The organism is uncultured Ruthenibacterium sp. (assembly GCF_963558415.1).
Lineage (GTDB): Bacteria > Bacillota > Clostridia > Oscillospirales > Ruminococcaceae > Ruthenibacterium.
This window is the reverse complement of record NZ_CAUWGY010000070.1, coordinates 1-12,228: the sequence shown is the minus strand read 5'-3', so window position 1 is coordinate 12,228 and position 12,228 is coordinate 1. Positions and strand designations below refer to the sequence as shown.

Annotated in this window: 15 protein-coding genes, 3 pseudogenes and 1 other annotated feature; of the genes and pseudogenes, 10 read left to right on the top strand and 8 right to left on the bottom strand. The window is 47.3% G+C overall.

Going from position 1 to position 12,228, the window contains the following annotated elements:
- The 4 genes and pseudogenes from AB5H98_RS10510 to AB5H98_RS10495 form a co-directional block, all read left to right on the top strand.
- Positions 1 to 202: pseudogene (locus AB5H98_RS10510) on the top strand (3-phosphoserine/phosphohydroxythreonine aminotransferase); the annotation flags it as partial.
- A 17-nt stretch (positions 203 to 219) separates the two neighbouring features.
- Entirely contained in the window at positions 220 to 1,383 is a 1,164-nt protein-coding gene (locus AB5H98_RS10505) for a phosphoglycerate dehydrogenase (RefSeq protein ID WP_367925854.1), read from the top strand.
- Between the two features lie 276 nt (positions 1,384 to 1,659).
- Positions 1,660 to 2,088 (top strand): TetR/AcrR family transcriptional regulator, encoded by a 429-nt coding sequence (locus AB5H98_RS10500; RefSeq protein ID WP_367925853.1) that lies wholly within the window; start codon positions 1,660 to 1,662, stop codon positions 2,086 to 2,088.
- Positions 2,081 to 2,878, top strand: coding sequence for a class I SAM-dependent methyltransferase (locus AB5H98_RS10495; RefSeq protein ID WP_367925852.1), 798 nt, complete (start codon positions 2,081 to 2,083; stop codon positions 2,876 to 2,878). Before AB5H98_RS10500 ends, AB5H98_RS10495 begins: the two co-directional genes overlap by 8 nt.
- A 110-nt stretch (positions 2,879 to 2,988) precedes the next feature.
- On the opposite strand, the gene rplL is transcribed toward AB5H98_RS10495, so the two are convergent.
- The 7 genes from rplL to rpmG all read right to left on the bottom strand — a co-directional run bounded on the left by rplL (position 2,989) and on the right by rpmG (position 6,463).
- Positions 2,989 to 3,360 (bottom strand): 50S ribosomal protein L7/L12, encoded by a 372-nt coding sequence (gene rplL, locus AB5H98_RS10490; RefSeq protein WP_367925851.1) that lies wholly within the window; start codon positions 3,358 to 3,360, stop codon positions 2,989 to 2,991.
- Positions 3,361 to 3,411: 51 nt separating this feature from the next.
- Positions 3,412 to 3,921, bottom strand: coding sequence for a 50S ribosomal protein L10 (rplJ, locus tag AB5H98_RS10485; RefSeq protein ID WP_367925850.1), 510 nt, complete (start codon positions 3,919 to 3,921; stop codon positions 3,412 to 3,414).
- Between the two features lie 47 nt (positions 3,922 to 3,968).
- Positions 3,969 to 4,107 (bottom strand) — a sequence feature (ribosomal protein L10 leader region).
- A gap of 86 nt (positions 4,108 to 4,193) precedes the next feature.
- Complete coding sequence (gene rplA, locus AB5H98_RS10480; protein ID WP_367925849.1) at positions 4,194 to 4,889, bottom strand: 50S ribosomal protein L1; 696 nt, start codon at positions 4,887 to 4,889, stop codon at positions 4,194 to 4,196.
- Between the two features lie 56 nt (positions 4,890 to 4,945).
- A complete protein-coding gene (gene rplK, locus AB5H98_RS10475; protein WP_367925848.1) occupies positions 4,946 to 5,371 on the bottom strand; it encodes a 50S ribosomal protein L11 in 426 nt (141 codons plus the stop codon).
- A 118-nt stretch (positions 5,372 to 5,489) separates the two neighbouring features.
- Complete coding sequence (gene nusG / locus AB5H98_RS10470) at positions 5,490 to 6,020, bottom strand: transcription termination/antitermination protein NusG (protein WP_367925847.1); 531 nt, start codon at positions 6,018 to 6,020, stop codon at positions 5,490 to 5,492.
- Between the two features lie 28 nt (positions 6,021 to 6,048).
- Positions 6,049 to 6,297 (bottom strand): preprotein translocase subunit SecE, encoded by a 249-nt coding sequence (secE, locus tag AB5H98_RS10465; protein ID WP_367925846.1) that lies wholly within the window; start codon positions 6,295 to 6,297, stop codon positions 6,049 to 6,051.
- Positions 6,298 to 6,313: 16 nt separating this feature from the next.
- Complete coding sequence (rpmG, locus tag AB5H98_RS10460) at positions 6,314 to 6,463, bottom strand: 50S ribosomal protein L33 (RefSeq protein WP_349214590.1); 150 nt, start codon at positions 6,461 to 6,463, stop codon at positions 6,314 to 6,316.
- Positions 6,464 to 6,726: 263 nt separating this feature from the next.
- Between rpmG and AB5H98_RS10455 the strand changes: the two genes are divergently transcribed.
- The 4 genes from AB5H98_RS10455 to argS are packed head-to-tail and all read left to right on the top strand — an operon-like array spanning position 6,727 to position 10,862.
- Positions 6,727 to 7,806, top strand: a complete 1,080-nt coding sequence (locus AB5H98_RS10455; protein ID WP_367925845.1) for a D-alanine--D-alanine ligase family protein — start codon at positions 6,727 to 6,729, stop codon at positions 7,804 to 7,806.
- Complete coding sequence (murI, locus tag AB5H98_RS10450; RefSeq protein WP_367925844.1) at positions 7,796 to 8,644, top strand: glutamate racemase; 849 nt, start codon at positions 7,796 to 7,798, stop codon at positions 8,642 to 8,644. Before AB5H98_RS10455 ends, murI begins: the two co-directional genes overlap by 11 nt.
- Entirely contained in the window at positions 8,641 to 9,066 is a 426-nt protein-coding gene (locus tag AB5H98_RS10445; protein WP_367925843.1) for a DUF1934 domain-containing protein, read from the top strand. Before murI ends, AB5H98_RS10445 begins: the two co-directional genes overlap by 4 nt.
- 26 nt (positions 9,067 to 9,092) lie before the next feature.
- A complete protein-coding gene (gene argS, locus AB5H98_RS10440) occupies positions 9,093 to 10,862 on the top strand; it encodes an arginine--tRNA ligase (protein ID WP_367925842.1) in 1,770 nt (589 codons plus the stop codon).
- A 29-nt stretch (positions 10,863 to 10,891) separates the two neighbouring features.
- On the opposite strand, the gene AB5H98_RS10435 is transcribed toward argS, so the two are convergent.
- Complete coding sequence (locus AB5H98_RS10435) at positions 10,892 to 11,434, bottom strand: DJ-1/PfpI family protein (protein WP_367925841.1); 543 nt, start codon at positions 11,432 to 11,434, stop codon at positions 10,892 to 10,894.
- A gap of 130 nt (positions 11,435 to 11,564) precedes the next feature.
- Between AB5H98_RS10435 and AB5H98_RS10430 the strand changes: the two are divergent.
- Both AB5H98_RS10430 and AB5H98_RS10425 read left to right on the top strand, forming a co-directional pair.
- A pseudogene (locus AB5H98_RS10430) lies at positions 11,565 to 11,693 on the top strand (helix-turn-helix transcriptional regulator); the annotation flags it as partial.
- Between the two features lie 313 nt (positions 11,694 to 12,006).
- Positions 12,007 to 12,228 (top strand): annotated as a pseudogene (locus tag AB5H98_RS10425) (hypothetical protein); the annotation flags it as partial.

The following is a 12,228-nucleotide window of genomic DNA, read 5'->3' as shown; positions in this document are numbered from 1 at the left end:
CATTATGAACGTAACCTTCACCAGCCCCTCAAAAGAAATGGACGCCAAATTCTGCACAGAAGCAGCAGAGGCAGGTCTTGTAAATTTGAAAGGACACCGGAGTGTCGGTGGTATGCGCGCCTCCATTTACAACGCAATGCCCTTGGAAGGTGTGCAGGCACTGGTCGACTTCATGAAGGAATTTGAAGCTAAGAACGGTTGAGGGACAAGGAGGAAGCTATGTATCATATTCAAACACTAAATCATATATCTCATAAAGGATTAGAACGGTTGAGTGCCAATCTGTTTTCTGTGGACACCGAAGGGACTGTTCCGGATGGAATTTTGGTGCGCAGTGCGAATATGCACGATATGGAAATGAATCCCCAGCTTCTTGCAATCGCCCGCGCCGGTGCAGGCACAAATAATATCCCCACGGCAGAATGCAGCCAAAAAGGCGTTGTGGTGTTCAATACACCGGGCGCCAACGCCAACGCTGTGAAGGAATTGGTGCTGGGAGGACTGGTTCTCAGCGGGCGTAAAGTGGCACAGGGTATTTCGTGGGCCCGTTCCTTGTCCGAACAGACCGAATCTGTGGAAAAATTGGTCGAAAAGGGAAAAAAGCAGTTTGTAGGTCCTGAGTTAGCTGGCAAAAAACTAGGCGTAATTGGTCTGGGAGCCATTGGCGTTAAAGTAGCCAATATGGCTACCCATCTAAATATGGAAGTGTTGGGATACGATCCCTACATTTCGATTGAAGCAGCTTGGAATCTTTCTCGCAGTGTAAAGCATTGCGTGAATCTCTCTGACTTAGTCAGTCAATGCGACTTTATTACTCTTCACGTTCCGGCCACCAACGACACACGCGGTATGATCAATGGAAACTTAATCAATCAGATGAAGCACGGAGTGCGCATTCTGAACTTCGCACGAGGAGAACTTGTCAATAATCCGGATATCGTTTCCGCCTTAAAAACTGGTCGTGTGGGAGCTTATGTTTGTGATTTTCCCAGCGAAGAACTTCTTGGCATAGAAGGTTGTGTCTGTCTGCCTCATCTCGGTGCTTCCACCCCCGAAAGCGAAGAGAATTGTGCTGTGATGGCGGCTGAGGAGTTAAGCGATTATTTGTTGGACGGAAACATTCGTAACAGCGTCAATTTCCCCTCTGTTTCTATGCCCCGTGGAGAAGGAAGCCGTATTTGTGTGATTCACAAAAACGTACCTGGAAGATTGGCTGCCATCACGGACGTTTCCAACAAAGCTGGTCTGAATATCGAAAATATGACCAACAAATCGCGTGGCGATTATGCCTACACCATGTTGGACGTGACCGGTATTGTACCCGATCAAGTGAGCAGTGATTTATTGGCATTGCCCGATATCATCCGTGTACGCGTTCTTTAAAAATGATTAAAAAATCGACATCCGCATGGAAATTCCATGCGGATGTTTTGTTTTCTTGACAACTTGAAAAAGATATGTAACAATAGTTATACAACATTTGTTTTATATTGCTAGGGAGTGTTCACTATGCCACCAAAACCTAAAATTACAAAAACTATGATTTTAAACGCCGTTTTGGAAATTACGAGGAACACGGGATTTGAATCCGTCAATGCAAGAAGCATTGCCGAGTATTTATGCTGTTCCACCCGCCCTATTTTTACCTGTTATGCCAATATGGAAGAGTTGAAAAAAGAATTTCTTTTATTTGCCTTTGCATTTTACGAAAAATTTGTATCCATCTATGAAAAGGACACCGATACGGAAGCATATTTGGTGCTTCCGTTATCCTATTTGGAATTTGCAAAAAAAGAAACATTTTTGTTCAAACTACTGTTTATCAATGACATGGATCTGCATATCATGCAATCCGGCGATTTCTATCAAGAGGTTGGGAACCAAAAAAAGGCCGAAAAATTTTCGCAAATGATAGGTGTATCGTTAGAACAGGGAAAGGAAATCTTTCTTGACTTATTTCTCTACACACACGGAATGGCTGTTTTGGTTGCAACAGACAAACTTTTTTTGGATAAAGACGATCAGGAAAAAAGGATTAAATGTATATTATTCGCGTTAAAAACGCAATGGGAGACACGCCATGAATGAAAATCAATATCTAGTCAATTTTTACAACCATTACAATGAGGATGCACGCCTTACATCCCGGCATGGGTCCGTCGAATTTTTGACGACTATGCATTATATTCAACAAAAAATCAAACCCGGGGATCGCGTCATCGAAATAGGTGCCGGTACCGGACGCTATTCGCATGCATTGGCACGCCAAGGATATACCGTAGATGCCGTAGAATTGGTAGAACATAATATTGAAATTTTCAAAAAAAATACTCTTCCAGAAGAGCATATTACCATTACACAAGGAAACGCCCTAGACCTTTCCAACTTCACAGACAATCAATATGATATTACACTTTTACTCGGCCCTTTATATCACCTTTTTACTACATCAGACAAATGTCAGGCTCTACGCGAAGCAATACGCATCACAAAAAGCGGTGGCATAATTTTTGCTTCTTATGTAATATCCGATGGGTGCCTGCTGGACGAAGGATTTCATCGTGGAAACATCGACGTAGCAGAATATGTGCAGCAAGGGTTACTGAATGCCGACACCTTTGCTGCTCAGTCAAAGCCTAAAGATTTATTTGAGCTTGTGCGAAAAGAAGATATAGACCATCTCATGGCCTCATTCCCAGTTACCCGATTGCATTACGTAGCTACAGATGGATGTGCACTTTTCATGCGCGAATCGATTGACAAAATGGACGAATCCTTGTTTCAACTTTATATGAAATATCATTTTTCTACTTGCGAACGCAGCGATTTACTGGGGATCACGAGTCATGCTCTTGATATATTCACCGTCAATAAATAAAAAAAACGTGGAAGAAGTCTGCGACTTCTTCCACGCTATAAACTTGTTCTCTATCGCCTGTTGCCAAAAACAACAGATAAAAACAGACAACCGTTTTATAAAACTGGAACTTATTTCAGCTCGATCTTCGCGCCAACGTCTTCCAGTTTCTTCTTCATTTCCTCAGCCTCAGCTTTAGCAACAGCCTCTTTCAGAGTCTTCGGAGCGTTGTCAACCAGCTCTTTCGCCTCTTTCAGGCCCAGGCCAGTCAGCTCTTTAACGGTTTTGATGACCTGCATTTTGCTTGCGCCAACCTCAGCCAGCACAACGTCAAACTCGGTCTTCTCCTCTGCAGCGGGAGCAGCACCAGCAGCAGCGGGAGCAGCAGCAGCAACAGCGGAAACGTCAAACTCTTCGCAATAGGTGTCAATGAGTTCTTTCAGCTCAAGGATAGACAGAGCTTTGATCTCGTCAATAATGGCAGTAATTTTCTCAGAAGCCATGATAATACCTCCAATTTTATTTGTTGTAATTGTTTCAAATTAAAATCGACCTTAGGCAGCAGTTTCTTCCTGCTTATCCACATAGGCCTGCATAGCGACAGCAAGGCCGCCAATGGTGCTCTTGAGCGCACCAGCAAACATAGACAGCATGCCCTTGTAGTCAGGCAACTTAGCAATGGCAGTCAGCTCGTTCAGACCCATGACCGCGCCATCCATGTAACCCGTTTTCAAAGAGAAAGCACCCTTGGAATCCTCCGCAAACTTGTTAAGAATACGTGCGGCGGCAATGGGATCCTCCTTGGAAATGGCGATTGCAGTAGATCCCTTCAAGGAATCCATCATACCTTCATACTGAGTGTCCTTAATGGCCAGACGCAGCATGGTGTTTTTCACAACCGCATACTCAACGCCCGCTTCACGCAGCTCTTTACGAAGCTTCGTATCATCGGCCACATTGATGCCCTTGTAATCAACGACTACACCAGCAATCGAAGACAACAATTTTTCACGAAGTTCAGTAACGAAGGCTTGTTTCTCGCTCAGAATTTTCTCGCTCGGCATTTCGATTCACCTCATTTCTCAAAAAATAGATGCTTCAAAAGACAAGCAGTGCAAAAACAAAAGGCCTCTTTCTCCCGCGAGAAAAAGGCCAAAAATACACACGATATTTTTGCACGTTTCTCGGCAGGCGGGAATCTTCCCTTACGCATAAGCACCTGCTGTCTCTAAAACAGCTTTTATAGTATACCATATATACATTTACATGTCAATGGATTTCTCAAAAAACCTAAAAAGCGACATCCGCAAAAGCGGATGTCGCAGACAATCAAAACTTAGCCACCGAATTTCTGGCTATTCAGCTTGATGCCAGGGCCCATCGTAGAGGCGACAGTCGCACTCTTGATGTACTGACCTTTGGCAGCAGCAGGTTTTGCCTTTACAATGGCCTCCATGACCACTTTCAAGTTCTCATCCAACTTCTCTACACCGAAAGAAGCCTTGCCGATGGGAACATGAATGATGTTGGATTTATCCAAACGATACTCGATCTTACCGGCTTTTGCCTCGGTAACTGCGCGGCCTACATCAGGAGTAACAGTGCCGGCCTTGGGGTTCGGCATCAAGCCACGCGGTCCAAGAATTTTACCCAGACGGCCAACCATGCCCATCATATCGGGAGTGGTGACCAATACGTCAAAATCGATAAAGCCTTCGTTTTGGATTTTTGCAACCAGGTCAGCGTCGCCAACCATCATCGCGCCAGCAGCCTCAGCCGCTTTTGCAGCATCGCCTTTGGCAATTGCAATAACGCGAACGTTTTTACCAGTACCGTTGGGCAGAACGACCGCACCGCGGACCTGCTGGTCAGCATGACGGCTGTCAACGCCCAGACGGACGTGCAATTCGACGGTCTCGTCGAATTTTGCGCGTGCAGTCTGGCAGCAAAGTGCCAGCGCATCCGCGCTATCGTACAATTTGGTACGGTCGACCAGCTTTTTGCTGTCGACATAATGTTTACCGTGATTCATAGTATCCTCCTGTGGTATATCGGAATATTCCTCCCACTAATGGCGGGTTCGTTCTCTTAGTCTGTCACCGTAACGCCCATGCTGCGGCAAGTACCGGCAACCATGCTGACCGCTGCTTCCAAGCTGGCCGCATTCAAGTCGGGCATCTTTGTGGTAGCGATCTCTTCCAGTTGTTTGCGGGTGATAGAAGCCACCTTGGTTTTGTTGGGCACACCGGAACCGCTTTCGATGCCGATCGCTTTTTTGATCAGGACCGCTGCAGGCGGAGTCTTGGTGATGAAGCTGAAAGAACGGTCTGCATACACTGTGATGACCACAGGAATCAAATAACCGATGTCTTTCTGAGTGCGCTCGTTAAATTCTTTTGTGAACGCCATAATGTTCACGCCGTGCTGGCCAAGAGCAGGACCAACAGGGGGAGCCGGGGTAGCTTTGCCGGCCGGAATCTGGAGTTTAATATACCCCACTACCTTTTGAGCCATTTTGTGCACCTCCAAAAATTGTGGTAAGTTGCGGGCGCGGCCGGATGCCGAGCCCTCCCACGAGCGCCGCGCGCTCTATAAGCACCGCCATTTGGCGGGACCTACCGTAAAAATAAGCTTACAAGGGTTTTACTTGTGTGAAATCCAATTCCGCCGGTGTTTCCCGCCCGAACATGGAAACCTTCACACTTACCTTTTTCGAATCAGTATCGATACCCTCGACGATACCGATAAAGCCCTCCAACGGGCCAGATACAATCTGCACGTTGTCGCCCACGGCATAATCCAGTTTGGTTTGACGTACATCCACACCCAACTTGTCTACTTCTTCCTCCGTAAGAGGAATCGGTTTGGATGAAGGACCCACAAAACCCGTGACACCGCGTGTATTACGCACAATATACCACGAATCGTCTGTCATCACCATTTTTACCAGTACATAACCGGGAAACAACTTGCGCTCAACTTCGCGTTCCTTGCCGTCCTTGATGTCCGGCACGATTTCCACCGGAACCTTCACCTCATGGATCAAATCATGCAGGCGCCGGTTTTCCACAATGGTCTCAAGGTTTTGCGCAACCTTGTTCTCATAACCCGAATAGGTGTGTACTACATACCACCGGGCCTCGGTGTCTCTTTCCTCTGCCATAAATGGAACCCCGCTTTCTGTCAGTTGATTAGCCCGCGGTCTTCAGAAGCAGATCCAGCACAAGGCCGAACACACTGTCAAGCAGGAAAATCATGATCGCGGCGATAACCACCACAACAAGTACAATGCAAGTGTTGTTAATAATCTGCTTTTTAGACGGCCATACGACCTTTTTGACCTCGCTCTTGGTATCACGGAAATACTTTGCGAAACGTCCAAAAGCGCCTTTCACGCCGGCAAAAAAGCCTTTTTTCTTTTTTTCGGTCTTGTCTGCCATGTGTAGTCCGCCTTTCTTACTTGGTCTCGCGGTGAAGGGTATGCTTTTTGCAGAAGCGGCAATACTTCTTCATCTCGAGCCTGTCGGGACTGTTCTTTTTGTTCTTCATTGTGTTGTAATTGCGCTGTTTGCACTCCGTGCAGGCCAGTGTAATCTTCACTCTCATGTTTCGGCACCTCCATTATTAGCCTCCCTCTCATGCAGCCGGCGCTTGGAAAAATGCGCACAAAAAAATAGACCTACAAAAGAGGTACACTCATCATACCACATACGCGCGGTCCAGTCAAGCAAAAAAATAGTGTTTTTCAAACCCTTTTCGAGCATGGAAAGCCTTTGCAATTTTTTGCCTGTATGCTATTATATAGTTTGTTGTATTAACATACAAGTATTAGCATGCGGAAGTTTTCCGCATGAAAGGTGTGTCATTCAATGGAAAAATGCAAAATTGCTGTTTTATTCGGCGGAACTTCCAGTGAGCACGAAGTTTCACGTATGAGTGCGACCAGTGTCTTGAACAATCTGAATCCGGAAAAATATGAAATTTATCCGGTCGGCATCACCAAACAAGGTCGCTGGTATTTGTACCGCGGACCAGTGGATTGGCTGTCCGACGGCCGTTGGGAACAACATTCCCAAAATGTTCCCTGTGCTATATGCCCCGGAAGTGGATTGCCAGGTCTGGTATGTTTCGAGGGAGATCATATCTACAGCCTTCCTCTGGACGTAGTTTTTCCGGTTTTGCACGGAAAGAATGGAGAAGACGGAACCGTGCAAGGCCTCTTTGAAATGGCCGGCTTACCTTATGTGGGCTGCGGCGTGCTGGGTAGTGCGGTGTGCATGGACAAAGTTGTTGCCAATACGATTATGGATGCCGCCGGCATTCAGCGGTGCGAATGGGATTATATGGAGCGCTGGCAACTTTCCGATTTCGACGCCATTGAGTCTAGGGTAGCTCAAAAACTTGGCTATCCCATTTTTGTAAAACCCGCCAATGCCGGTTCTTCGGTGGGTATTTCCAAGGCTGCCGACAAAGCCGCTTTGAAAAAGGCTGTGGACCTAGCACTGGAGCACGACAGTCGTGTGATCTTCGAGCGTTTTGTTGACGGTCAGGAAATAGAATGCGCCGTGTGCGGCAACGAGGATGTTCACAGTACGCTTCCCGGCGAAATTTTGGCCAGCGCAGAATTCTACACCTACGAGGACAAATACATTTCCGGGACATCCCGCACGGTATATCCGGCTCGTCTTCCTCAGGAAACACTTGAACAAGTGGCCCGAATCGCGGAAAAAGCCTATCGCACATTGTGCTGCAAAGGCCTGTCGCGCGTGGACTTCTTTGTAGAGCGAGAGACCGGAAAAATTTTGCTCAATGAAATCAACACCATGCCTGGTTTCACCAACATCAGCATGTATCCCAAACTGATGATGGAACAAGGCATGACCTACAGCCAACTTTTGGACCGGCTTGTTAACTTGGCGCTGGAAAGAGGTGACCGCAATGGCCGGTAAGAACGCGCCCATTGGTGTGTTTGATTCCGGTCTTGGCGGTCTGACAACTGTACGAGAGTTACGCAGACTTTTGCCGGGAGAGGATATCGTCTATTTTGGAGACACCGGCCGTGTTCCCTACGGCACACGAGGCGTGGATACAATTGTAGAATACGCCAAACAGGACATTGCCTTTCTGTTGTCTCAAAACGTGAAATATGTCATCGCAGCCTGCGGCACTGTATCCAGTACGTTACCGACCAGTATTACCCAACAGTTGCCGGTGCCTTATTTGGGAGTGGTTCCCAGTGCAGCCGCGGCTGCGGCTGCAGCCACCAAAACTGGACGAATTGGTGTACTGGGTACTCCTGCCACTATTCACAGCCGCAGCTACGAAAAAGCTATTCACGCCATTTCTCCCCAAGCGCAAATCACCGCGACAGCCTGCCCTCTGTTTGTCCCTCTTGTGGAAAACGGGTATTTTGGTCGGGACAATCAGGTCACCCGTCTGGTGGCGCAAGATTATTTAAAACAAGTAAAAGCGGCGAACGTGGACACTCTGATTCTCGGATGTACTCATTATCCGCTCATTGCACCTATCCTTGGAGATTTAATGGGACCGGATGTTGTATTGATTGATCCCGGTTGGGAAGCTGCCCATGCGGCTCGCAATTGGTTAGCGCAGCAAAAACTTCTTCGGACGGAAGGATGCGGCACTGCACGCTATTTTGTCAGTGATTCCACGGACAATTTTCGTCAGTTGGCCGGCTGGTTTTTGGGAGAGTATGCCGGTGGAGAAGTATGCCGCATCCGTGTGGATGACTTCCACTTGGAGACGGGAGGCGAACAATCCATATGAGAGAGGATTATCTCATCACCATTCATGGCACTATGGAGCAAAACGGAGAATCCGACAGCATCAAACTGATGACTCGGGGCAGCTTTGTTCGAAAGGGCGGCAATTTTTTCATCACATACAAAGAGACTGAGGCCACAGGTTATCAGGGTTGTGTCACCACCGTCAAGGTGGAAGGCAGTCACAAGGTAAGCATGTTGCGTTTTGGCCCAGCCCCTAGCCAGCTAATTATTGAAAAAGGGCGCCGACATGTCTGTCATTATGAAACCGGAACCGGTTCCCTGAGCCTTGGTGTCGCCGCAGACGTCATCGATAGCAAACTTTCCGATCGAGGCGGACGGGTACGCTTTAGTTATCTTTTGGACGTAGAAACCAACAGCGTCAGTCGAAACATTGTAGACATTACAGTAAAACCCGCCAATTAGCTGCGGGATGACAGGAGAGAAATATCATGCAGGACTTTAAAAATTTTGACCCACGGCAATCCGCTATGGACGAGGCCCGTTCCATGCTTGTGAACGCAGCCCAAGCCGCTATGGCAGATGGCACGCTGCCTACAAAAGAGCTTCCTTGTTTTGTAGTGGAAGTTCCGGGAGATGTAAAAAACGGCGATCTGGCTGCCAACCTTGCCATGGCATCGGCTCGTGTATTCGGTATGCCACCGCGTAAAATTGCCGAGGCTATCACTTCTCATCTTCCCTCTCTGGATGGAACGCTGTTTGAACGGGTAGAAGTTGCCGGACCGGGTTTTATCAATCTGTTCTTAAATATGAATTGGTATGCCAATGTCGTGTTGGCAGCCAACGTAGCGGGAGAAAACTACGGCCGCACAGACTACGGCAAAGGTGAAAAAGTAAATGTTGAATTTGTCTCTGCCAATCCCACTGGGCCTATGCATCTGGGTAATGCGCGCGGCGGTGCCTTGGGCGACTGCCTTGCGGCCGCTTTGGATTGGGCAGGTTACGAAGTGACGCGCGAATTCTATATCAACGACGCGGGCAATCAAATTTTGAAATTTGGAAAAAGCCTGGCCACCCGCTATTTACAGATTTTTAAAGGCGAGGACGCTGTTCCCTTCCCCGAGGACGGTTACCAGGGAGAGGATATTAAGGTGCTGGCCCAGCAATTTGCGGATAAAGTGGGCGACCAGTATGTAAACGGAGATTTTGAAACACTTCAAAAAGACATTGCCGCCTTTGGCCTGCCCATTAATATTCAAAAACTGAAAGACGATATGGGCAAATACCGGGTCGAATATGACGTATGGTTTAGCGAGACTGGCCTGCACGAATCTGGTGCCATCGCGGATATTCTGGACAAATTGGCACAAAGAGGAGCCACCTACGAAAAGGACGGTGCTATCTGGTATCGTAGCATGCAGTACGCCGAAAAATACGGTGGCAATAAAGTTACCCGCAAAGGTTTGGATGGCGAAGTAACGGACGAGGCGAAGGATGAGGTTCTGGTGCGCGCCAATGGAGTTCCCACATATTTTGCGGCGGACATCGCTTATCATTACAATAAATTTGTAACCCGTGGCTTCTCTCGTGCCATTGACGTCTGGGGCGCGGACCACCATGGTCACGTAGCGCGTATGAAAGGCGCTATGGATGCCATTGGTTTAGATGGCGAAAAGTTGGATATTGTTTTGATGCAGTTCGTACGTCTGATGCAGGACGGCAAACCTGTGCGCATGTCCAAACGGACCGGAAAAGCAATCGGTCTGGCCGAGCTGCTGGATGAGGTCCCCATTGATTCCGCTCGCTTCCAGTTTAACCTGCGGGAGCCGGGCAGTGTTATGGACTTTGACATGGATGCCGCTGTGGCGCAGGACAATCAAAACCCTGTATACTATGTACAATATGCGCATGCTCGTATTTGCAGCATTTTGAAAAAAATGGCGCAAGAGGGTATTCACTTTGATGGCGCAGAAAAAGCGGATTTGACGCTGTTGACGGAGCCCAACGAAATGGATTTAATCCGCCACATCGCCAATTTCCCAGCCGAGATTATTTCTGCTGCGAAAAGTTATGATCCCGCCCGCATCACCCGTTATGTAACGGAACTGGCCAACCGCTATCATAAGTTTTACAATTCTTGCCGGGTAAAAGACGCTGAACCTGCTGTGTGCCAAGCTCGTTTGGCTCTTTGTACCGCCACCAAGACTGTGATTTCCAATGCACTGACTATGATGAAAATCACTGTCCCCGAAAGCATGTAAAAAAGAGCCGCCCGGATGGGCGGCTCTTTTCATTTCTCATAATAGATTTGAGCTTTTATTTCTTCCACTTTTTCCAAACCCTCTAGCGCTTCCAGAATCAGAAAAGCAAAATCAACAGTAGCTGCAGCACTGCGGCCTGTAATCAGATTTTCGTCCCGCACTGCGTACTGTTCATGATACACGCCTCCGAAATCCTCGTTCATACTTGTAAAACACGTATAATGTTTTCCCTTCAGATAACCTGCATGCCCCAGAATCGTAGGCGCAGCACAGATTGCACAGACCAATCGGCCAGTCTTCCAAAAGGCCCCAATATGGTTTTGCACCGCTTGGCTGGCCTCCATCGCCTGATACTCCGGTCCGCCCGGCAGTATCAGTGCATCATATGATTCATCGAGAAAAGACGAAAGCGGCTTCAAATTTGTACAAGTTAGACCGAAACGCCCTGTGGCGTCCTTATCCAATAAAGAATACACATCAACCTGCACGCCACCTCGCCGCAGAATCGCAAAAGTGCCTACCGCTTCGATTTCTTCAAATCCATCGGTTACAAACATAGCCGCTTTTTTCATGGAAATCTCCCCTTTCTGGAACGACGTTCAATAAATCCACCGTCCCGCTCAACCAATGCTCCATTGTGCCTTTTTCTTGTTTTATGATACCACAAAAGTGGGCCCAAAAACAGCAAAGGAGCAATGTTAAATGAAACTTTCAATTGGAGCAAATATTCAACGCCTGCGTCGTTCGAGGGGATTGACGCAAGAACAACTGGCCGATGCCATAGGTGTCAGTGCCGCCGCGGTTTCCAAATGGGAAACAGGAATTTCGTATAGTTAAAGATACCATACCACAAACCCACGCTTATAATATTTCTTCAAGATGAAAATGTCTTTTGCCGTCATGACAGAGTTTTAAAGAAATGTACAGACAATTCTTTATCGATAGTTGAATCCAATATTATTTTTCTCATCTATTTCACAAGCCGAATGCTGTTTGAAAACAGACATTCGGCTTGTTTTATTTGTATATATCTTCATTCAATCTTAATACGTTTAGGAAATCTCTTATTATTTTATAGTATTCCACATGATACGATATAAACACTCACGTATACCACAGACCGCTATTGTAGGAGAAGATACATATGGAAAAGATACAGCAGACCAGGTCAGGTGTTGAGATAGGTACAGAGAGTACGCTCCCTACCGGAAAGCTAAAAATCTTTTTTGGATATGCAGCGGGTGTAGGCAAGACCTATGCCATGCTGGAAGCGGCCCATCAGGCGCAAAAAGAGGGCATGGATGTTGTGGCAGGCTATGTGGAGCCCCATGCCAGACCAGATACATTGGCGCTCTTGGATGGGCTG

Coding starts and splice junctions, on each gene's coding strand:
- AB5H98_RS10505 (WP_367925854.1), top strand. CDS start 220: ATGTATCATATTCAAACACTAAATCATATATCTCATAAAGGATTAGAA.
- argS (WP_367925842.1), top strand. CDS start 9,093: ATGCAGGACTTTAAAAATTTTGACCCACGGCAATCCGCTATGGACGAG.
- AB5H98_RS10455 (WP_367925845.1), top strand. CDS start 6,727: ATGGAAAAATGCAAAATTGCTGTTTTATTCGGCGGAACTTCCAGTGAG.
- AB5H98_RS10500 (WP_367925853.1), top strand. CDS start 1,660: ATGGAAGAGTTGAAAAAAGAATTTCTTTTATTTGCCTTTGCATTTTAC.
- rplA (WP_367925849.1), bottom strand. CDS start 4,889: ATGAATCACGGTAAACATTATGTCGACAGCAAAAAGCTGGTCGACCGT.
- secE (WP_367925846.1), bottom strand. CDS start 6,297: ATGGCAGACAAGACCGAAAAAAAGAAAAAAGGCTTTTTTGCCGGCGTG.
- rplJ (WP_367925850.1), bottom strand. CDS start 3,921: ATGCCGAGCGAGAAAATTCTGAGCGAGAAACAAGCCTTCGTTACTGAA.
- rplK (WP_367925848.1), bottom strand. CDS start 5,371: ATGGCTCAAAAGGTAGTGGGGTATATTAAACTCCAGATTCCGGCCGGC.
- AB5H98_RS10445 (WP_367925843.1), top strand. CDS start 8,641: ATGAGAGAGGATTATCTCATCACCATTCATGGCACTATGGAGCAAAAC.
- rpmG (WP_349214590.1), bottom strand. CDS start 6,463: ATGAGAGTGAAGATTACACTGGCCTGCACGGAGTGCAAACAGCGCAAT.
- nusG (WP_367925847.1), bottom strand. CDS start 6,020: ATGGCAGAGGAAAGAGACACCGAGGCCCGGTGGTATGTAGTACACACC.
- murI (WP_367925844.1), top strand. CDS start 7,796: ATGGCCGGTAAGAACGCGCCCATTGGTGTGTTTGATTCCGGTCTTGGC.
- AB5H98_RS10495 (WP_367925852.1), top strand. CDS start 2,081: ATGAATGAAAATCAATATCTAGTCAATTTTTACAACCATTACAATGAG.
- AB5H98_RS10435 (WP_367925841.1), bottom strand. CDS start 11,434: ATGAAAAAAGCGGCTATGTTTGTAACCGATGGATTTGAAGAAATCGAA.
- rplL (WP_367925851.1), bottom strand. CDS start 3,360: ATGGCTTCTGAGAAAATTACTGCCATTATTGACGAGATCAAAGCTCTG.